The sequence below is a fragment of the Bradyrhizobium sp. 179 genome (assembly GCF_023073535.1).
In the GTDB taxonomy this organism is placed as follows: Bacteria; Pseudomonadota; Alphaproteobacteria; order Rhizobiales; family Xanthobacteraceae; genus Bradyrhizobium.
Genome location: NZ_JADPJR010000048.1, coordinates 85,139 through 105,181 on the forward strand (window position 1 = coordinate 85,139; position 20,043 = coordinate 105,181).

Genomic DNA, 20,043 nt, shown 5'->3' on the forward strand with positions numbered 1-20,043 from the left:
CGTGGGACGAACGCTTGTGCTAACGGTTCCAGATGACGGCTCGCCGATTGCGCAGCAGCGACAGCATTGTTGTGACCCGATGCATTCTTACGGCACACATGACTGCGATAGCTTTGATGCGGGCCCGGATACCGTAGAGCCGGTCACTCGTTAAGATCGTGATGATGCCCGGAGCGGGCGAGGCCAGAACAAGTAGGGCCTGCGCAATCCAACGTAATCTCCACGCCGGCTTACCGTCGGCCATGTTGCGGTAGTGCAGAAGCTGTCGGTCCCACTTGACATAGAGCTCCTGGAGAGAACTCCTGGCCGGGTGGAAGACGATCATTTCCGGGATATATTGAAATCGAAGCCCGGCACGCTGCGCCCGTTGTCCCCACTCCATATCCTCCGCCACGTCGATCCCTGCGAACGGACCGACGCAATGGAAATCCCGGCGAAGCATTGCCATGTTGCCAGTGCCACAATAGCCATCGCGCTCGATATAGAGCTTGAATCGATAAGCGAAGACGCTCTCGTAGGCCGCGATGGCATCCTGATGTGGCTTCGTGCCCCGCCAGATGCGGACGTCCCCTCCGAGCACTGTTCGAGGCGGCAACGAATGCAGTGAGCGCCACACGCTGCTCAGCCAATCCGGATGTGCCCTGCAATCGGCATCAATGAAGGCAAGCACCTCGCCGCTCGCAGCAGCAACTCCGGTGTTGCGCGCCGGGCCAGGCCCGGGCCGCGCCTCGCACAACAGTCGTACGCCCGGATATTGAGCGAGGACGTCGGTTGGCAAGGTTGCGGAGCCGTTGTCAACGACAATGATCTCGAACGAATCCCGGGGAAGGCTCTGCGCCTCGAGACTGGCCAGGCATGTTTTCAGCGCGCTTGGCTGATTCAAATGTGGGACAATCACCGAAATCGCCCGAGATTTAATGTTCATTTAATTCTCTCCGCCACTGACTGCCGCGACTTGCCCGTCGCCGGCGCTGTCGGCCTCGCATTTAAGGTCAAAATATAATATCAATATAACTTGCAAATAAAATCGCTATCATTATTATCTCGATATTATTTAAGTTCAATTGCAGGCGGTCCATCGCTCGAAGCGAACCATGGCCGGGGAGGAACCCATGCGTGCCTACTTTCTGGGGTGCCCCATCGATATCTTGACTATGGCAGAGACTGTCGACCTTGCTCGTAAGGCCATGCGAAACCGTCAGCGTCTGCAGCATGTGGCGCTCAACGTAGCGAAGTTCGTCAACATGCGCTCCGATCCAGTGCTTGCCGCTGATGTCGCCAACAGCGACATTGTCGGAATCGACGGCATGGGAATCCTGTGGGGAGCGCGGGTGTTTGGTCTCCCGGCAACGTCGCGAGTCACCGGCGTAGATCTACTCAGCGAGTTGCTGAAAGTGTGCGCCCAAGAGGGCCTCCGACCGTATTTTCTGGGAGCCTCACCCGCCGTCGTGCAACAGGCGGCGCAGCGTGTTCGGGACGAGCACCCTTCGCTTGTCTTTGCTGGGTTGAGGCACGGCTATTTTTCGAGCGAGCAGGAGAACGAGGTCGTCCGCGGCATTCAGTCCAGTGGCGCTGATTGCCTGTTCATCGGCATGCCCACGCCGCGGAAGGAACGATTTCTTGCGGCCCACCGCGACGAGCTCGGCGTACCGTTCATCATGGGCGTGGGCGGCGGGTTCGACGTTCTCGCGGGCTCGGTTCGGCGAGCTCCCACTCGCATGCAGCAGCTCGGCCTCGAATGGTTGTACCGCATCTATCAGGAGCCCAGGCGGATGTGGTGGCGGTATGCCAGGACCAACACGCTATTTGCGGGAATCTTGACGCAAGCCTTCATGTGGCAGGCAGTTAGACGGGCGCCTGGCATGTACAGTGTGCTGCCCCCCGGGGCAGGTCGGATCGGAGGGTGAGACGTGCGAAAGCATTTTCTCATCCTGTTAGGAACCAGGCCGGAAGCGATTAAGCTGTTTCCGGTCATCAAGCGGCTCAAGGCCGAAAAGAGCAAAGACATCGCCCTCACGGTCTGCGCGACAGCGCAGCACAGGGAATTGCTCGACCAGGTTCTCAAGGTGGCCAAGGTGGTCCCGGATGTCGATCTCGACGTCATGACAGTGAATCAGACGCTCGATAGTCTAACCGGCCGGCTATTGTCGCAGATCGGAGATGTGCTGGAGAGGGTGAAGCCCACCAGAGTGATCGTCCAGGGCGACACTGCGACTGCTATGGCAGGTGCGCTGTCGTCGTACTATCACCGCGTTCCGGTCTCACATGTCGAGGCGGGACTGCGAAGTGGAGATATCTTCGCACCCTGGCCCGAGGAGGTGAACCGCAAGATTGTCGGCTCGATCGCCGATCAGCATTTCGCGCCGACCGAGCGTGCTGCGAGAGCGCTGCGGGCGGAGAACGTCTCAAAGGATCGCATTCATGTTACAGGAAATACGGTCGTTGACGCGCTGATCCTCGCGAAAGCCATGGTGGAGGCCGATCCGCAGCTCTCGTCCCGCTGGGACGGAATCAAGAAGCGCCACGGCAACCGCCGCATTATCCTAGTCACTTGCCATCGCCGAGAGAATTTCGGCGGGGGAGTTTTCAACGTCGTCAATGCACTGGAGACAATCCTGAGCAGGGAGGACGTTGCCGTCGTACTTCCGGTTCACCCGAACCCGAACGTTCGCGACGTGTTCGCGAGCCGCCTCGCCGATCATCCGCGTGTCGTACTCATTTCTCCTCAAGAGTACACCGATTTCGTCAGCCTTCTGTCGCTCTCGTATTTGGTTCTCACTGACTCAGGAGGCGTGCAAGAAGAGGCGCCGACGTTCGGAAAGCCCGTCCTTGTCATGCGCGAAACGACGGAACGTCCGGAGGGCGTCGAGGCCGGCACCGCACGACTGGTCGGCGCGAACTACGATAGGATCGTCTACGAAACATTTCGTCTTCTCGACGACGATGAGACTTATTCGGCTATGGCTCGCTCCCATAATCCCTTTGGTGACGGGCGGGCGAGCGAGCGGATCGTGAAGGTGCTTCTTGATGCCTGAATTCCATAAAGTTGCTGTCATCGGACTTGGCTACATCGGCTTGCCGACAGCCGCGCTGATAGCCAGCCGCGGCCTTCAGGTGGTTGGGGTGGACACAAAGGAATATGTGGTCAGGACGGTTGGTTCCGGATCCATTCACATTTCGGAGCCCGATCTTGATGGTCTCGTTTCCAAAGTGGTGTCGAGCGGAGCGTTGACGACATCGAGCGAACCGCAAGCCGCCGACGTCTTCATCATCGCAGTACCCACACCTATTGACGGAAACAATCGGCCGGATTTGTCCAACGTGAATACCGCGGTCGAGTCCATACTCGATCTGCTTCGACCGGGTAATCTCGTCATTCTCGAATCGACGTCGCCGATCGGAACGACTGAAGGAATCGCCAAGCGGATTAGCGAACGCAGGCCCGACCTGAGAGTTGGTGTCAACGGTCATGAGGATGGTGCAATCTACGTCGCTTATTGTCCGGAGCGCGTATTGCCCGGGAGGATCTTGAGTGAGCTGATCAACAATGACCGATGCATTGGGGGAGTGACCCCTGCCTGCACTCGCCGGGCTCAGCGCTTCTATAAAATGTTCGTTCGGGGGGCCTGCGTCGCGACCACCGCGCGCGCGGCCGAGTTGGTCAAACTCACGGAGAACGCGTTCCGCGACACGAACATTGCATTCGCCAATGAGCTCTCATTGATCTGCGATAGGTTCGACATCAACGTTTGGGAGGTTATCGATATTGCCAACCGTCATCCGCGCGTGACTGTGCTGCGACCGGGACCAGGTGTGGGTGGTCATTGCATTGCGGTCGATCCCTGGTTCATCATCGACTCGGCGCCGGACCTCGCGCGCCTCATGCGGGCGAGCCGCGAGGTCAACATTGCCAAGACGGAAAGCATTATCGAGCGAGCCGAGGCTCTGATCGACGATCATCCATATGCAAACGTGGCTTGCTGCGGGCTGACGTTCAAGGCAAATGTCGATGATTTGCGCGAAAGCCCGGCGATGGAAATCGCAATACACCTCGCGAAGAAGTACGGGGAGCGCATCAAGTTTGTGGAACCGAATCTGCGGCACTTACCGCCCGAACTTGCTGACTATCGGCTGGGATTCTTGAGCATCGACCAAGCATTGCGCACGTGTGAGATCGCCCTTCTCCTGGTCGACCACGACGAATTCAAGATGGTTCCACTAGCCGAACGCCGTCATCTCGACGTCATCGATACTCGGGGTATATGGCAAGATATGCCTGCGCGAACGTGAAGCTGCCGAACCCTCCGGAGGCGAGACTACCGATTTGATACCCTTCTTGGACTTGAAAGCACAAGCTCGGACAGTCGGATCGCAAATCGACGTTGCGATCGCGCGCGCCGTTCGGGACCTGCGGTCTACATGGAGGCCCGAAGCGGCCGCTTTCGAGGAGCGGTTTGCCGACTACTGCAATGTCGCGTGCTGTTGCGCTGTCAACAGCGGCACGTCGGCGCTCCGTCTCGCATTGCTGGCGGCTGGAGTTGGGCCGGGCGATGAGGTGATCACCGTCTCGATGAATTTCGTCGTGGCGACCGCTGCCATCATCAGGTGCGGTGCAACACCGGTCTTTGTGGACGTTGATCCAGTCACGTGGACGATGAATCCTGCTTTGATCGAGGCTGCGATTACGAACAGAACGAGGGCGATCCTGCCGGCCCATCTGCATGGGCTCATGGCGGACATGGATCCGATCATGTCGATTGCCCGCCGCTATGGTCTCTTTGTGATCGAGGACGCTTCGCAGGCGCATGGTGCTGTGTACAAGAGCAGGCGTGCCGGCTCGATCGGAGACTTGGGCTGCTTCAGCTTCTATCCCGATAAGAATCTCGGAGCCCATGGTGAGGCCGGAGCAGTTGTTACCGATCAGCCGGAACTCGCGCGACGTGTGTCGTGGCTCCTCGGTCGGACTCAGGATGACGAGCGCAATCACGTTTTCGCAAGATGCGATGATCGAATGGACGAATTGCAGGCGGCAGTACTGAACGTAAAGATGGATCACATCGAATCCTGGACTGAGACACGTCGAGCGATCGCGGCGCAATATGATCAGGCATTGTCGACTGCTGCACTTGCGAGTCCGCGGCCACCCAGCCACAGCCGGCATGTCTATCATATCTACGCCCTCAGACTTCAGCATCGCGATCAGGCTCTTGCCATGCTAGGCCGCGCGGGCATCGGCGTCGGCATTCATTACGCCGTTCCGGTGCATTTACAACAGAGCTACGTAGAACTTGGATATCGCGTCGGCGATCTGCCTGTAAGTGAGAGGCTTGCGCGTGAGTTTCTATCGCTTCCCATTTATCCCGAGCTGTTGCCGGAGCGAGCCGGCATTGTTGCTTCCGAAGTGAGAAAAGTTGCTCCACGAGAGGCCCAGATATTCCGGAGCGACCGGGTATTTCAGAACAAAATGCCTCGAGATGGCCGATTAGCCTAGAACCAGGAGAGCGGTCAGCATGGATCTCAAGGGCAAACGCGTTCTCGTTACCGGAGGGGCCGGATTCATCGGTTCGCATATCGTAGATTTGTTGTGCGACGAAGGCTGCGTCGAGATCGTCGCGCTGGACAACATGACGACCGGCCGACCGGAGAATCTTAGGAAGTCGCTTAATCGAGGCCCCGTTCGACTAGTCCGTGGTGATTTGCGCGACACCAAGTTGGTAGAAGCTCTTGTAAAGGGAGCCAACATCATCTTTCACCACGCTGCACCATGCAGCGCCCATTGCATGGCCGAGCCGCGTCTTGCCATGGAGGTCATGGTGAACGGTACCTTCGACCTGCTTGAACTTTGCGTCAAGTATGACGTCGAGAAGTTCATCGCTGCGTCTTCCGCTGCGGTGTACGGCGCGGTGGAGGAAGTGCCGACGACGGAGCATCAGAATCCGTATGGAAACCGTACGGTCTATGGAACAGCGAAGGTCTGCATTGAAGGCCTGCTCCGCGCCTATAACGATATGCATGGCCTCGACTATATCGCTTTGAGATATTTTGACGTGTATGGCAGCCGAATGGACGTGCACGGCCGCTACGCCGAAATGTTGACCCGCTGGATGGAGGAAGTGGAGGCTGGAACACCGCCAGTAATAATTGGGCACGACCAGCAGACCTTGGATTTAGTGCATGTCCGTGACGCAGCACGCGCAACAATCCTTGCTGCGAGGGCAAAGGTCAGCGACGAGGTGTTCAACGTGGGGAGCGGTGTCGAGACAAGCTTGGTGCAGCTCGCTTCGGCCTTGGCTTCCGTAACGGGCAATGACGGCGTGCTCCCGCAGATCGCGCCCGAGCACTCGATCAATCCTACACCGCGGCGGGTTGCGTCGACAGGCAAAGCGGAACGGCTGCTGGGCTTCCAAGCCACAGTGCCGCTCGAACTCGGACTGACGGAGTTTGTGAAGTGGTGGCGCTCCGAACGAGGACTTGCAACAGCGCGCCAACGGCAGGCTCTGGCTTCATGAGTCCCTTGCTGTGCCAAAACAGCCGAAGCCGTACGTGCAGCCGTCCTGCATTGCACTTTTGCGTGCTCCAGGCGGGCCGCCATTTGACAGAACGCTGGCCGAAACACGGAAACCGGGCAAGTTTCGTTCATGAAATTGAGTGCGATGGAGAATGGCGATGCGAGTTCTTGTAACGGGTCATCTTGGCTATATCGGCACGGTCTTGACGCCAATGCTGGTCGGCGCCGGTCACGAGGTGACTGGAATGGACAGCGATATCTACTCCCGGTGTACATACGCTGCTGGCGGTAGCATTCTCGAGGTCCCGACGATTTGGAAGGACGTCAGAGACGCGGAGGTCGCGGATCTCGTTGGCTTCGACGCTGTGCTGCATCTAGCAGCGCTCTCCAACGATCCGCTCGGCAATCTGAGGCCTCAGCTGACCGACGAGATCAATCATCGCGCAAGCGTTCGCATCGCCGAGATAGCCAAACATGCCGGCGTACGTCGTTTCTTGTTCGCCTCGTCCTGCAGCAACTATGGAAAAGCCGGCGAAGAAATGATCGATGAGACCGCCGCGCTCAATCCGGTGACCGCCTACGGGGAATCCAAGGTTGCCTCCGAACGTGATATTTCGACGTTGGCCGGCGACGGGTTTTGCCCGGTGTATCTGAGGCCAGCGACAGCGTACGGAGTCTCACCGCGGCTGCGCTTCGATATTGTCCTGAATAACCTTGTTGCATGGGCGTTTACAACAGGAAGAATTCATCTGAAATCGGATGGCTCGCCCTGGCGGCCAATCGTCCACATCGAGGATATTTCTAGAGCTTTCATCGCCGCATTGGAGGCACCTGCCGAATCCGTCTTCAATGAGGCATTCAATGTCGGTCAGACTGCTCACAATTATCGAATTCGGGATCTAGCCGAGATCGTCGCGAGTGTGGTGCCGAATTCTACGGTGGAGTTCGCCGAGGATGCGAGTCCAGATGAGCGATCCTACCGAGTGAGCTTCGAGAAGATCCGCTGTAAGCTGCCAGGGTTCCAGCCGCGCTGGGACGCTCGGATGGGCGCCGAGCAGCTCTACAGGGTCTATCGTTCGTCAAACTTGACGTTGGAAGAATTCGAAGGGCCGCGATATCAGCGGATCAGCCACATTCGGAAACTGCTTGCGGAGGGAATTCTTAATAGCGATTTGCGCCACTCGAAACTGCAGCTTCAAGCCGCGTCATGATTCCAGCTGATCGGTGCGGCAAAGCTCGACGAGCTGGAGATCGCCGAGGAAGCGTCAAGCTCATTCGTCAGAGTGGGCCTGACACGACACAGATAGTGCACTGCCAGGTCGCGCTCCCTCGAAGAGTCGCCGACGGTTGGAATGGCCTGAGGGGACGCGCGGCCGAATGTCGCAAGAACCATGGGACGAAGAGCGACGTGACGTTCGGGGAGGTGTCGCGATGTCAGTCACGTTATGTAGATCATAGCCTGGGAAAACATACATCCGACAAACGAAAATAACATCTTCCGAACCGCTGCTAGAGACAGCCGCGCCAGTTTCTCCACGTCCACCCAATAGAGAAGGCGAGCACCGTTGAAGAGATTTCAGGCAATCGAGGGATTGCGAGGCTGGCTGGCGTGGACCGTGGTCTTGGCGCACCTCGCATACTGTTCGGGCTTCAATGAGGGAACGTTGGCGGCACAGCTCAGATCACTAGGCCTACCCGCTGTCCTCGTTTTCCTTATAGTCAGCGGCTTCGTAATCACGCACGTCATTGTTGAAAAATCGGAGGCATATCCTGTCTATCTCGCCCAGCGTTTCGCACGATTGTTTCCGTTGTTCGCCGCCACCTGCATTGTTGGCTTTTTTACCAACGATCTGCTTGCCATTTCGCTAACCTCTCCTGGCTTTAACGATTCCGAATTCGCAAAGGTTGCGAATGGTGTCGCCGCAAGCAATCATAAGTACTTCTGGTCACACCTTCTCGCGCATGTCACGATGCTGCACGGTGCCATTTCGAATGCAGCGTTGCCGTACTCGGAGTACGCATTCAACATGCCAGCCTGGAGCATTTCGCTGGAGTTCCAATTCTATCTTGTTGCACCGCTGATAATCTGCATCATCCGAAATGAAATATTCATCCCAGTACTCGCGATTACAATTGCAATTTGTGAATTGTGGTTCAAGAGCTTCGTCGGCACTGTTCAGCCCGGAGCGCTGCCGCTCGCAGCTAGCTACTTCGTGGTGGGAATTGTGAGCCGGTTGACCTACCCGTATGTGGAAGGTCATAATTGGCTGGTCCCGGCAGTGGCTTTGGCAATCGTCCTTTTTCCGCTGCGCAGTGAACTGCGACCGTTCCTGATCTGGTTTATTGTATTTTTTGGTCTTCCGCAGAAGTGCCACGAACGGCCGGGACTTGCTGCCAATATATACTCTTGGGCGCTGACGAATCCCGCGGCGCAGTATTTTGGTTCGCGCTCCTACTCGATATTTTTGTGTCACTACCCTGTCATTTCAGCGATCGTTTGGTCCGTCTTCAGTTACTCTGGAGCTGCTCCTGGAATGTTGCTGCTTTCGTTCCTGAGCATACCCGCCACGATAATCGTTTCAGAACTCACGTATCGATACATTGAACTGCCGGGGATAAATGTGGGAAGACGTGCCGCGGCTTGGATGCAGCCGCCGATAACGTCGGGTGTGGCTTCCCAATGAATATTCAGCGAAGATCCGCTCAGGATCACGAGTAAGGCGGGCGAGCGGACTCCTCGCGACGCATTCGCACGCCTGCGTCAATGGCTCGGCAAACGTGGTCATCTTCCAGCCCTTTCACGCCGTGAGAGCAAATGAAGCATCCGGGGTAATCCGTTGCTCAAGCCAAGTGTGTCCATTGAAATGTTTGTATTGTTCTGCGCGCAGCTTGTCGGCCAGGCGACCGGGCGGCAGATCAACATCCGCATAGGTCAGCACTTCATCCTTTTTGACTGCGTGCCGCAACTTGCAGCCCTCAACGAGACCTTCGGGAAGGTATTGCATTTGGCTCATTTCCTCGGAGTTCACGGCTTCGCCATAGGTCATGTACATCCCATAGTCGTCGAGGACCTCGCCCGCCGCCAAATCACGCTTAGCGACGGCACAGACCTCGACAACCGGACCGGCGATGGGAGGGGCGATCAAATCTTTGAAAAGAAACGCACGAGCAATCGAGTTCGGTACTTCGAAATGAACGAGGTGATATGGTGTGAAGAACGAGTACAAGGGGCCTTCACCCATTTTGTACAAGCTCAAATACTTCTGTTGTTTTGGATCGGTGTGCTCGGCTAGCACGTAGACCTTGGTCAGAGGTGTGCCGACGACATAGTCGATGATTCCGCCCAGGGCGCGGATTTCGTCTATGTCGTAGAGGGTGCCTATCTTCATGACGTCGCCGCGATATTCCAGTCCGCGCGACATGCCGCGTGATCTGACCTTGAAGCCAGTCGCATTGGCCACGATCGTTTGCTCGAAGCTGATCTTGGATCCGTCGGCGAAGCTGGTGACCATGGCTGGGTTCTGTCCCCATTGCTCGGCAAATCCCTTCTGCGTGGTGGGGGTGCGATACGGATCCTGAAGTCCCTTGATGTTGCCGACGACGCGCGGGATCAAGCCGAGCCCCTTGACCCATCGGACCAGGTTCATTTGCACCCCCGGTTCGTCGCCATCGCATGCGGACAGGGTGCCCCCATACATCTTTGCATAGACCTGCAAGATCGGCCCGATAGTCGCGTCGATCTCCGCGTTCATGAGAACCATGGTCTTTTGATGCTTGAAGGCTTCCAGCGCGACGTGAGCCCCGAATTCAACCGATCCGGTTACGTCGACGATCACGTCGACCAGGTCCGATCTGGCGAGGAGGAACGCGTCCTCGGTGACCGCCGGAACGCCAGCGGCAACGGCTCTGTCCAGCTGCCCTTGGCTGTCCGCGTAAACCACGTCGGCTAGGCCGGAATAGTTGAATACGTCACGGCCACGCTGAGGCTTTCGGCTGTATATGGCAACCACCCTCATTCCAGGAACACTGTTGGTTATCTGATTGGCAATCCCCTGAACCATGAAGCCTGCGCCGAGAAGGCCGACGCGGATTGGCTTTCCCGCCGCATGACGGGCTTTTAGGGCGTGATCGATGAGTATCATCGTAGATTCTTTCAACTGGAGGGATCGGTCAACGCTGCGAGCAACGTTCTTTCGGCGTCAACCCGCGACGCCGGCGAGTTCCATCCGCTCTTTCAGTTCGGATTCGACCTCGTTAAGCAACCGAAAGTTCTGATCCTTCTCCGAGATCACGGAAACCGGAAGCGGCCACGTCAGTCCGAGCCGAGGATCGTTATACATCAGCCCGCTCTCCGCCTCGGGGGTATAGAACTGTCCCACCTGGTAACTGGTATCGGTGTTGTCGACGAGAGTCTGATAACCGTGAGCAAAACGTTCCGGCACATAGAGCGACCGATGGCTGCTCTCGTTCAGTTCGATGGCGACATGTTGCAGGTAGGTCGGGCTTTCAGGGCGCAGGTCGACTATAATGTCGAGGATGGCGCCACGTGTGCAACGAACCAGTTTCGTTTCCGATGCCGGCGGAAACTGAAAGTGCATACCGCGCAAGGTTCCCCGCCGGGTATTTGACGCGATGTTGGCCTGCGCGATGACCGGATTGAGGCCGAGGGTCCTAAACTCCCTCTGGCAAAAGGCTCGCCCAAAAAAGCCGCGGGAATCTTCGCGGCGTTCAATATCGATAATGTAGGCTCCTTTAAGTTCGGTTTCGGTTATAATCACCCCAATTCCTCCATAACTGCCCGCGCCGGCATTCAAGCGCATCGAAATGTCAACGATGATAATGCTTAAGGACGGAATCTCAAAATAGTTTTCAAAAAATATTGATTAATTCAGTTTGCAATATAAAATGCGACATTCAATAGTGGATTTTATGTTATTTAAATCGAGGCCTGTAGGACCCGCTCTTGACGATCTGTGGCGACCGAAACGGCCGGCAAAAACATGGGAAGCGCTAGCCATGAAAGTTGTGCTGTTCTGTGGGGGGCTCGGGACCCGTATCCGAGAATATTCCGAAAGCATTCCGAAGCCCATGGTGCCCGTCGGCCAACACCCGATGCTGTGGCATGTTATGCAATACTACAGCCAATATGGTCACCGCGATTTCATATTGTGCCTGGGTTATAAAGCCAATGTGATCAAGGAGTACTTCTTGAACTCGGATCGCTGGGCCCACAGCGATTGCGTTGTTTCCAACTTCGGCAGGAAGGTTGAGGTCATCGGCGAGCAGCCACCGGATTGGCAGGTTTCGTTAGTTGACACCGGCATTTGGCGAAATATCGGTCAGCGCTTGATGGCGGTGCGCTCCCTCGTAGAGAACGAGGAGGTCTTTCTCGCAAACTACAGCGATGGTCTGACCGACGCGCCGTTGCCGGAAATAGTCGAGCGGTTCAAGAAGAGTGAAATGGTTGGATGCTTTGTTGCCGTGCATCCCCCGTTCAATTTTCACCTTGCTGAATTCAACGGCGGAGACACCGTCAAGCGTTTCCGCTCCAGTCAGCAGGCCGAGATCTGGATCAATGGGGGCTACTTCATCTTCCGGAGAGAGATCTTCGACTACATACGCGAGGGCGAAGAGCTTGTGCTCGAGCCATTCAATCGCCTGATCGAGGCCGGAAAACTCATGGCCTACAAGTACGAAGGTTTTTGGCGCGCGATGGATACGCTGCGAGACCGGCAGGTTCTCGAGGAGATGATTGAGCGGGGCGAAATGCCCTGGAAGGTTGTTCCGGAAGTGCGCACACAGGCTGCTTCATGAAGGGGTTTCAGCTTGCCGCGCCCGGAGAGCGTCTCTCGATCCTTTGTCTCGGTGCGCACTCGGATGACATCGAAATAGGTGCCGGTGCGACGATTCTGAACTTGACGGCGCGTGGCGTTCGGCTTGACGTGCATTGGTGTGTACTTAGCGCGGCAGGTGAACGTGAGAGTGAGGCGAGGGCGTCTGCGGCTGAATTCGTGTCCGACGCAGCCCGTTCTCAAATTGAAGCAATGTCCTTTCGAGACGGCTTCTTTCCAGAGCAGGGTGACGAGATCAAGAAGTGGTTTGAGTCGTTGAAGCGACGAGTTGAGCCGGATCTGATCCTGACGCACCGCGGAGACGATGCCCATCAGGATCATCGTCAGGTGTCACGTTTAACTTGGAATACATTCAGAGATAATTTGATTCTAGAATATGAGATTCCCAAGTGGGACGGGGACGTCGGTCGACCAAATTTGTATGCGCCCGTTTCAGCTCGAGCATTGCAGCGCAAGATCGACCTCCTGATGTCGCATTTTGGAAGCCAGCGCTCCAAGCAATGGTTCGATCCTGAAACCTTCCGCGGATTGGCACGGATCCGGGGCATGGAATGTCGGGCTCCAGAAAGGTACGCCGAGGCATTTCTTGCGCGTAAGCTCGCCCTAGGTTGAAGAGGTTCGCCATGTGGCTTGCTGTAGGGGCTCGTTTTGGAGCGATCTATGGATGATCTGAAGGCGAGGGCGGTTCGCGGCGGCTTTGCAAAGCTTTGTGGTCAGGCCGCAAATTTCGCCCTTCGAATCGGCTCCCTAGCGATTCTAGCCCGCTTGCTGGATCCGGAGGACTTTGGGTTGATCGCGATGGCGACCGTCGTTACGGGAATATATGGCCTCTTCAGCACTGCGGGTCTCTCGTCGGCCACCGTTCAGCAGGCAACGATAACCAATGAGCAGATCTCGACGCTATTTTGGATCAATCTTGGGGTGGGGCTACTGCTTGCCCTCATGACCGCGGCCAGCGCGCCCGCCCTCGTTGCTCTTTATCATCAACCTCGGCTTTTCTGGGTGACGATCGCCATCGGCTTCGGGTTCGTTCTCAACGGGGCGGGTGTACAGCACTCCGCGCTTCTTGAACGCCAGTTGCGCTATGTAGCGTTGACGATAATTGATTTGGTGTCGCAGATTGTAGGTATCGGCGTTGCGCTTTGGATGGCGGTAGCCGGCTTCGGCTACTGGGCGCTGGTCGCGGCGGCGATCGTCTCGCCTGCGATGAATACTGTCTGCATGTGGCTGGCGACGGCTTGGATACCGAGTGCCCCACGTTGGGGAAGAGCAACCTTTCCAATGCTGCGATTTGGCGGGACAATTACGCTAAATGGCCTGATCGTTTATGTCGCCTACAATTTCGACAAGGTAGTCATCGGTCGGTTTTGGGGCGCGGACGCCCTGGGAATTTATGGAAGAGCATATCAACTTGTCACGATTCCCACATCCAACTTCAATTCTGCGGTGGGCGGCGTCGCGTTCTCGGCATTGTCGCGGCTCCAGCACGATCCCGTCCGTTTGAGGAATTACTTTTTGAAGGGCTATTCGCTGGTTGTCTCGTTGACAATGCCCACGACGATTTTCTGTGCCATGTTCAGCAAAGACATCGTTCTGGTCGTTCTTGGACCAAAATGGATCGAGGCAGCAATCATCTTCCGCCTGCTGGCACCAACGGTCCTGGTGTTCGGGATGATCAATCCCCTGGCATGGCTTCTCTTTTCTGTCGGTCTCACAAGACGAAGCCTGACGATAGCTTGCGTCATCGCTCCGCTGGTTATTTCGGCCTATCTCATCGGGCTGCCGTATGGACCGAAGGGCGTTGCAATTGCCTATTCTACTGCGATGACGCTGTGGGTGCTTCCCCATATTGCCTGGTGTCTGCACGGAACGGCGATTTCGCTGTCGGACCTGTTCCTGGCGGTGAGGGGCCCGTTTCTCTCAGGTGTCGTGGCTGCTCTGGTTGCGTTTGGTGTCCAGCTAGAGTTCGGAGAGTGGGGGCCGCCTTATGTTAGATTGATGATTGAGGGTGGCATCATGCTTGGGGTCTACTACTCGATGCTGCTGCTCATAATGGGCCAAAGGGCGTTCTATCTGGATCTCCTTACGGCGCTGAGGAAGCCGCGATTGCCTGAATTGCCGGACCGCACGGCTTCAGTTGGGTGACCTGGATTTTTGTTCGAGGAACTGGCGAGCATGAGCATACGATCAGGCGATTGGATGGAAGTAAGAACTAAGGACGAAATCCTAAGTACGCTGGATAAAGCCGGTCGGTTGGATGGGTTGCCATTTATGCCGCAGATGTTCCAGTACTGTGGCCAGCGCTTTCGCGTCTACAAACGGGCGCACAAGACCTGTGATACCGTCTCGGGAAAATCGCTTGGAAGAAAACTTGCGGATGGGATTCACCTGGATCTCCGCTGCGATGGCAAGGCACACGGTGGCTGCCAAGCGTCGTGCTTGCTCTTCTGGAAGGAAGCTTGGCTCAAGCCTGTCGCGGAAGCGTCTACTTCGACGATATCGTCGCCAGAGTGCGGAGCGCCGCATGGCGGCAAGATCGCTCCGGTCGTTTGCACAGAGGAAGACGTCGGCAAAGCAACACACATCCGTGGAGCCGATGGCGAGCCGATATACATTTGCCAGGCAACCCGACTGCTCGAATACACTACGCCCCTACCGTGGTGGGACGTTAGGCAGTACGTTGAGGATTATACGTCCGGCAATGCTACTTTGGGCCGCATATTTTGCGGTTTTATCTACGTGGGATACTTCTTCGGTTCGTTGGCCTTTCGCGGCAGGCTTGGGATTCCCGGCCGTTGGCTGTACGATCGCTTTCAAGCGATCAGGAACGGATTTCCATTCCCGCGAAGACGTGGCAAGATACCGCTCGGAAAACCTACTCCTACATGTGAGTTGAACCTCCAACCCGGAGAACTGGTTCGGGTGAAGTCGTACGATGAGATTCTCGCCTCGCTCGACACGGCAGCCCAAAATCGAGGAATGGCCTTCGATGCGGAGCTGGTGCCGTTTTGCGGAGGAACTTATCGCGTCAAAGCGAGAGTGAATAATTTCATCGACGAAAGCACCGGAAAAATGAGAAGAATGAAAACTCCGGCTGTGCTGCTAGAGGGGGTGTGTTGTCAATCGCGCTATAGTCACAACCGAATGTTTTGCCCACGAAGCATATATTCGTGGTGGCGTGAGGCTTGGCTCGAAAGAGTTTCGGAGGAGACCGCCCACTGACGCGTCGCGGTGGCCTTTACCCTAGACCAATCGGCACCGCCTGCCGCAAGTCCTCGACTGCGTCCCCTGAGCCAACACCAGTTTATGTCTTCGGCGCAGCTGCATATTTGTTGCGGACGGCCATGAGCGACTTGGTCAAGCCGAAGACCTTCTCCGGAACGATGGTTGCGTCGGGGAACAGTGCCGAGAACATGGATCGATCGAGCAATGTTGAACTCTGAATCGTTCTCATCGCGTCGTCGACGGTCTCGGCTTTGGACCAGTACGGCCCGCATTTTCGAGACATGACCAGCCGGAACTTCAGGGACTCGGGAAGCCAGTGCAGAAGCGGCGTTCTCGCATGGGGTTCGATTGGAAACCAGTAATAGGGCGTTTGAACGAAATAGCTTGGAGCTATGCGACGAATCTCATTCGCCATCGACATCATGCTCGACCACTGGCCTACATGTTCGATGACAGAATTCGAATGGATCACATCGAAGCTATTGTCGGCGAGTTCGGGCATGTGGCAGGCATTGCCCTTGAGAAACATAAGCCCCGGCTTTGCAAGTCCCTCACCGTCCAGATTAATCAGTGTTATTTCCACTGGCCGGGAGATCAATCGTCGCTTATCGTGCCAATATGCTTCGACACCGCCGACGTCGAGAATGCGCAAGGGGCGGGCCATTGCCGGAATCGATGCAAGTAAATCCAGAAAAATGGAGAATCTTGCGAGACGATAACAGCTTGCTGCTGCTTTCTCGTAACCATTGAATTCATCGGCTCTACCAACCGCCATTTTATGGTTTGCCACTGCTACATAACCTCTCGCAGACGTCGACGATTGGGCCGCGGCGGCGCAATTTGTCGATTTAATTATGCTTGGTAATTTGCCTGAACTTTATAAATTGATCAACCATGATATAATGCGCGCGTCGCTTAGATCGGCGCTGGTCGAGCCCTTTGTTAACCCGGTCCTTAGAGTCGAGAGTCGCCTCCGTCGTGTGTCGTCTGCCCTGTGGCCGGGTTGGCAGAGAATTGGTCGGAATCGAACCCTCTCCGGCGTCTCAAATGGAAGGCCGCCAGCTCGAGCAGAGGGTTGCGCATTATGGCGTCGCGCACGACCCGTGCTTTTGGTCATCGGGATAAATTAACCAGGAGATGGAAGAAGCCGTGATCCTTGATTCGATGGCCGACGTTGCGATCCTTATCGTTGGATTTCGCAATGCCGAGGACATTAGAGATTGTCTCGTGGCTCTGTCGGGCGCGACGGGACATCCGGAGTTTAACGTATTTATTTGCGAGAATGGCGGGAGGAGCGCGTTCCATCGGCTGGTTGAGCGGCTCTGCGACACCGAGGGCCCATGCACCGACGCCACCAGGGTCGATGTTCAGGCCGACGTCGGCCTGGGTCGATGTTCGGAGGTTCAGCGATTGAGATTGCGGACAAGCCCTTCCAATGTGTGGGTTGCATGTGCGGCCGGAAATCTCGGATACGCAGGCGGCATCAACCTCTGGCTCGATCGATTGCAGGATGTTTCCGGATGGAACGGAATCTGGGTCTTAAACCCTGACACCCTGCCGGAAACAGGAGCCCTCGCTGCCTTGGTCGAGCGAGCTGCGAGTGGCAACAAGGGGATGGTGGGCAGTACGATCGTAGATGTCGACGGAACGGCGACCGTACGCTGCCGGGGCGGACTCCATTGGCAAAAATGGCTTACGAGACCAGTTGCGATCGGCCGCGGTGAACAGTTGAATTCGCCTCACGACGTGCGCGCAATTGAAGCCGCCATGGACTGTCCCTCAGGCGCATCCATGTATGTGACGCGCGATTGTATTGAGAAAATCGGTCCTATGGACGAAAGCTATTTCCTCTTCTCCGAGGACCTAGACTGGGGGATCCGCGCCAAACCGTGTGGTTTGGGCTATGCGGCTGCGTCCATAGTTCGGCACAAGCGTGGGACGACGACCGGATCTGCTAGGGATATTTCCGCAGTGCCACGATTCTCCGTGTATCTTCAGCACCGCAACGCCGTTCGCTTCGTGCGTAAGCATTTCCCTATGGCATTGCCGTTCTGCGCCGTGGTCATGGTTCTGTATGCTGTCAGGTATTTTGTTAAGGGAGCATGGCAGAACTGCATCGCGGGCCTCCACGGTACATTTGCAGGACTGAGGGGCGAAATGGGTCCGCCGATCTGCTATCCCGAGATCTCCGAACTGGCAGAGTCCCGCGGCGGAGTTCTTCCCTAACAAAGACCGCTTTAGCGTCGTACAGTCGCCTTCCCGTTGAATCGAGCGACTTTTCGGGACTGGGGCCGATCGAACGCCGCCGGTCTATCGAATGCCCCTCCCTGTGATCATGTTCCAGTTTTCAACCAGAGACCATTTCAAAACAGAACCTGGATAAAACGCACCATACGCCCCAGTCGTGTCGAAATAATTGTGATGAGCAGTCGCAATCCCCTCGATAGGAGTACTATGGGGCTTGCTCGTTGCGTACCTGCTCGAGCCATGCAGCATGTAGGACATCGCAAGGCGGCCTTTCGCGATCATCGTATTGTAGGCAAATGTAGGGTTTACCAATACGCCGGAGTTGGTCCCATCGCTGATATAGAGTTGAAAGCCTTCACCGCTCGCTGCCTGGCGCGTTTGATACGTCGTGTTGTACGCAATCACCACCGCGTTCGTTACGTTCGATCCCATCATTTGCAAATAATTGAGATGAGCACCGGCAACCGTTCCGCCATTCTCGATAAGGTTGTAACGGTAAATGAGATTGGTGGTGCCACCTATCTCGACCGCGTGCTGCGGGAAATCCCTCATCCAGTTGTACTGAACAACGACATTGCCATGAGCAGAGATGAGCGAGCTGCCGTCGGCTCCTCCTGCTATCGTGCAGAATTGTACTGTAAGATCAGGCGACTGCTCATCGGCGTTTATCTCTCCGGCGCTGCTAGTGCTTTGAAATTTGCTGTTGGTTACGACGCCCCTGGGAGAGTTGACGAACAGGAGGATCGCACCTCCGTGAAGGGAAAAATCGACGCTGTCGATATGGACGCCGTTGGTGTTGTCGACGCGAACAAGATTGTCGACGATCGAAATGCCTGGACCGCGCAAATCGCGCCAGTCGGTAAGCACGGTATCGGCCGGAACACCAACGCCGTAATCAACACCAGCCACTTTCCAAGGTGGCCTCTTGACATAGCTTGTCAATAGTTCTGGCTTCTGAATGGGCGCGTGCGGTGCGTTCGCATGTCCATCGTCCAGCAGATCGAGTTCTGATGCAGTACCGTCACGCAATGCGAACGGCAAGCAAGACAACAGGAGTGCGGTGCACGATCTCGAGATCATTGCAGCCAACAAGGCAGAACCTCAATACTTGGTCGCCAGTGCGGACGCCGGTCAATGGATCTGATCGCAGTTGGCACGTGTACGATATGCATCGGTTTCGATGCTGTCACGCGATTTCGTTGGCGATAGTTGTTATTCTGCCGGCGTGACGTGGCCGAGCCGATGTTGTCGAGCCTGATAGCTTGCGCCGAGTGGTCGGCAATCCGTGCCAACCGCCTGCAAAATCGCCGAAGGTGTTCAAATTGCCTTGGGGCCGACCGAACCTGCCACCTGATCGAGACTAGAGTCGAGTGTTGGGTCCTGAAATCAGAAAAACGGAGCGAGTTCAAAGATCGTTGACACCCGTTCAGCATCCAACTTCTATAGGATTACTAGTTGGAAGGGGAGAGACCCGACAATGACTCGGAGAATCGGCCTTCTGGGGTATAGAGCGCTCAATTCCCTGCGCACTCATGGAGTTCGTGAGACTTGCCGACGCGCCGGTCGGTATTTTCTCAGTGGGGTGGGTCCAGCGAGGTCAAACCAAGATTTGTTTGATGCAACATACGGCACTGACACCGGTGGGATATCACCCGTATGGGATTTGGACACGGACTCCGCAAACGCGCGATACGGTGAAAGATATCAGGCCATTCCTGCGGATGAGCTGGATACGGCCTTGTCGTTCTTGCACAAGGATTGGTCCGCCTTCACATTCGTGGATCTAGGGTGCGGGAAGGGACGTGCATTGATTGCGGCTTCTCAGCACGGGTTTGCACGCGTGATTGGTGTCGAGTTCGCGAAGTCGCTGGTCGATCTTGCGATCAAGAACGGCAAGATTGCGGGAGTGAGGGTCGAAGTCAGGAATGAAGATGCCGCTCAATTCGAGTTTCCAGAAGGCGATATAGTCGTGTTCATGTTCAATCCTTTTCGAGAAACCGTCATGCGGCAGGTTTTGTGCAATCTGGCGCGACACCAGGGAAAGCTGTATCTGCTATATTACCGTCCCGAGCAAAGCGCGGTTGTCGACGAGCGAACCGATTTTCTCGCGAAAATCGGCCAAATACCTACCGCTCCCGGATTCTGTGTCTGGCAGGGCGTTGCGAGAGCGCGTGAAAGTGGTTCGGAACGTTGCTAGATGGTCGGCGCCCG

General features: G+C 56.1%; 18 protein-coding genes. 13 read left to right on the plus strand and 5 right to left on the minus strand.

Going from position 1 to position 20,043, the window contains the following annotated elements; all coding sequences use genetic code 11:
* Window positions 1-19: 19 nt before the first annotated feature.
* Window positions 20-925 carry a glycosyltransferase gene (locus IVB12_RS11055; protein WP_247298779.1) on the minus strand — a complete coding sequence of 302 codons (906 nt, stop codon included), beginning with the start codon at window positions 923-925 and terminating at the stop codon, window positions 20-22.
* Between the two features lie 187 nt (window positions 926-1,112).
* Here IVB12_RS11055 and IVB12_RS11060 point away from each other — a divergent pair, with 187 nt between their 5' ends.
* The 7 genes from IVB12_RS11060 (at window position 1,113) to IVB12_RS11090 (ending at window position 9,192) form a co-directional block, all read left to right on the plus strand.
* Window positions 1,113-1,907: a WecB/TagA/CpsF family glycosyltransferase gene (locus IVB12_RS11060; RefSeq protein WP_247298781.1), complete on the plus strand. Its 795-nt coding sequence runs from the start codon at window positions 1,113-1,115 to the stop codon at window positions 1,905-1,907.
* 3 nt (window positions 1,908-1,910) lie between these two features.
* Window positions 1,911-3,035: a UDP-N-acetylglucosamine 2-epimerase (non-hydrolyzing) gene (wecB, locus tag IVB12_RS11065; protein ID WP_247298783.1), complete on the plus strand. Its 1,125-nt coding sequence runs from the start codon at window positions 1,911-1,913 to the stop codon at window positions 3,033-3,035.
* Entirely contained in the window at window positions 3,028-4,290 is a 1,263-nt protein-coding gene (gene wecC, locus IVB12_RS11070; protein ID WP_247298785.1) for a UDP-N-acetyl-D-mannosamine dehydrogenase, read from the plus strand. The genes wecB and wecC overlap by 8 nt, the downstream gene beginning before the upstream one ends.
* A 34-nt stretch (window positions 4,291-4,324) precedes the next feature.
* Window positions 4,325-5,491 (plus strand): DegT/DnrJ/EryC1/StrS family aminotransferase, encoded by a 1,167-nt coding sequence (locus IVB12_RS11075; RefSeq protein WP_247298787.1) that lies wholly within the window; start codon window positions 4,325-4,327, stop codon window positions 5,489-5,491.
* A gap of 19 nt (window positions 5,492-5,510) precedes the next feature.
* Entirely contained in the window at window positions 5,511-6,509 is a 999-nt protein-coding gene (locus IVB12_RS11080; RefSeq protein WP_247298788.1) for an NAD-dependent epimerase/dehydratase family protein, read from the plus strand.
* A gap of 157 nt (window positions 6,510-6,666) precedes the next feature.
* Entirely contained in the window at window positions 6,667-7,719 is a 1,053-nt protein-coding gene (locus IVB12_RS11085) for an SDR family oxidoreductase (protein WP_247298790.1), read from the plus strand.
* Between the two features lie 354 nt (window positions 7,720-8,073).
* Entirely contained in the window at window positions 8,074-9,192 is a 1,119-nt protein-coding gene (locus IVB12_RS11090; RefSeq protein WP_247298792.1) for an acyltransferase, read from the plus strand.
* 114 nt (window positions 9,193-9,306) lie between these two features.
* On the opposite strand, the gene IVB12_RS11095 is transcribed toward IVB12_RS11090, so the two are convergent.
* Both IVB12_RS11095 and rfbC read right to left on the minus strand, forming a co-directional pair.
* Entirely contained in the window at window positions 9,307-10,650 is a 1,344-nt protein-coding gene (locus IVB12_RS11095) for an NAD(P)-dependent oxidoreductase (protein ID WP_247281166.1), read from the minus strand.
* A 57-nt stretch (window positions 10,651-10,707) separates the two neighbouring features.
* The gene (gene rfbC, locus IVB12_RS11100; protein ID WP_247298794.1) at window positions 10,708-11,328 is read right to left on the minus strand and encodes a dTDP-4-dehydrorhamnose 3,5-epimerase; all 621 of its coding nucleotides are present in this window, start codon (window positions 11,326-11,328) and stop codon (window positions 10,708-10,710) included.
* Between the two features lie 196 nt (window positions 11,329-11,524).
* On the opposite strand from rfbC, the gene IVB12_RS11105 reads away from it, so the two are divergent.
* From IVB12_RS11105 to IVB12_RS11120, 4 genes are read left to right on the plus strand one after another with little or no spacing between them, the layout of a single operon-like run.
* Window positions 11,525-12,322: a sugar phosphate nucleotidyltransferase gene (locus IVB12_RS11105; RefSeq protein ID WP_247298796.1), complete on the plus strand. Its 798-nt coding sequence runs from the start codon at window positions 11,525-11,527 to the stop codon at window positions 12,320-12,322.
* Entirely contained in the window at window positions 12,319-12,972 is a 654-nt protein-coding gene (locus IVB12_RS11110) for a PIG-L deacetylase family protein (protein ID WP_247298798.1), read from the plus strand. The genes IVB12_RS11105 and IVB12_RS11110 overlap by 4 nt, the downstream gene beginning before the upstream one ends.
* Before the next feature lie 48 nt (window positions 12,973-13,020).
* Window positions 13,021-14,505, plus strand: coding sequence for a lipopolysaccharide biosynthesis protein (locus IVB12_RS11115; RefSeq protein ID WP_247298800.1), 1,485 nt, complete (start codon window positions 13,021-13,023; stop codon window positions 14,503-14,505).
* Between the two features lie 30 nt (window positions 14,506-14,535).
* Window positions 14,536-15,582: a hypothetical protein gene (locus IVB12_RS11120; protein ID WP_247298802.1), complete on the plus strand. Its 1,047-nt coding sequence runs from the start codon at window positions 14,536-14,538 to the stop codon at window positions 15,580-15,582.
* A gap of 82 nt (window positions 15,583-15,664) precedes the next feature.
* On the opposite strand, the gene IVB12_RS38385 is transcribed toward IVB12_RS11120, so the two are convergent.
* Window positions 15,665-16,375, minus strand: coding sequence for a methyltransferase domain-containing protein (locus IVB12_RS38385; protein ID WP_247298804.1), 711 nt, complete (start codon window positions 16,373-16,375; stop codon window positions 15,665-15,667).
* A 347-nt stretch (window positions 16,376-16,722) separates the two neighbouring features.
* Between IVB12_RS38385 and IVB12_RS11130 the strand changes: the two genes are divergently transcribed.
* Complete coding sequence (locus tag IVB12_RS11130) at window positions 16,723-17,811, plus strand: glycosyltransferase family 2 protein (protein WP_247298805.1); 1,089 nt, start codon at window positions 16,723-16,725, stop codon at window positions 17,809-17,811.
* Between the two features lie 84 nt (window positions 17,812-17,895).
* On the opposite strand, the gene IVB12_RS11135 is transcribed toward IVB12_RS11130, so the two are convergent.
* A complete protein-coding gene (locus tag IVB12_RS11135; protein WP_247298806.1) occupies window positions 17,896-18,873 on the minus strand; it encodes a hypothetical protein in 978 nt (325 codons plus the stop codon).
* Window positions 18,874-19,570: 697 nt separating this feature from the next.
* Here IVB12_RS11135 and IVB12_RS11140 point away from each other — a divergent pair.
* Window positions 19,571-20,029: a class I SAM-dependent methyltransferase gene (locus IVB12_RS11140; RefSeq protein WP_247298808.1), complete on the plus strand. Its 459-nt coding sequence runs from the start codon at window positions 19,571-19,573 to the stop codon at window positions 20,027-20,029.
* Window positions 20,030-20,043: the final 14 nt, after the last annotated feature.

Bases quoted from the DNA above. Each gene is read 5' to 3' on its own strand.
- IVB12_RS11055 (WP_247298779.1), bottom strand. From the start codon at position 925: ATGAACATTAAATCTCGGGCGATTTCGGTGATTGTCCCACATTTGAAT.
- IVB12_RS11060 (WP_247298781.1), top strand. From the start codon at position 1,113: ATGCGTGCCTACTTTCTGGGGTGCCCCATCGATATCTTGACTATGGCA.
- wecC (WP_247298785.1), top strand. From the start codon at position 3,028: ATGCCTGAATTCCATAAAGTTGCTGTCATCGGACTTGGCTACATCGGC.
- IVB12_RS11080 (WP_247298788.1), top strand. From the start codon at position 5,511: ATGGATCTCAAGGGCAAACGCGTTCTCGTTACCGGAGGGGCCGGATTC.
- IVB12_RS11085 (WP_247298790.1), top strand. From the start codon at position 6,667: ATGCGAGTTCTTGTAACGGGTCATCTTGGCTATATCGGCACGGTCTTG.
- IVB12_RS11095 (WP_247281166.1), bottom strand. From the start codon at position 10,650: ATGATACTCATCGATCACGCCCTAAAAGCCCGTCATGCGGCGGGAAAG.
- rfbC (WP_247298794.1), bottom strand. From the start codon at position 11,328: ATGCGCTTGAATGCCGGCGCGGGCAGTTATGGAGGAATTGGGGTGATT.
- IVB12_RS11105 (WP_247298796.1), top strand. From the start codon at position 11,525: ATGAAAGTTGTGCTGTTCTGTGGGGGGCTCGGGACCCGTATCCGAGAA.
- IVB12_RS11110 (WP_247298798.1), top strand. From the start codon at position 12,319: ATGAAGGGGTTTCAGCTTGCCGCGCCCGGAGAGCGTCTCTCGATCCTT.
- IVB12_RS11115 (WP_247298800.1), top strand. From the start codon at position 13,021: ATGGATGATCTGAAGGCGAGGGCGGTTCGCGGCGGCTTTGCAAAGCTT.
- IVB12_RS11120 (WP_247298802.1), top strand. From the start codon at position 14,536: ATGAGCATACGATCAGGCGATTGGATGGAAGTAAGAACTAAGGACGAA.
- IVB12_RS11130 (WP_247298805.1), top strand. From the start codon at position 16,723: ATGGAAGAAGCCGTGATCCTTGATTCGATGGCCGACGTTGCGATCCTT.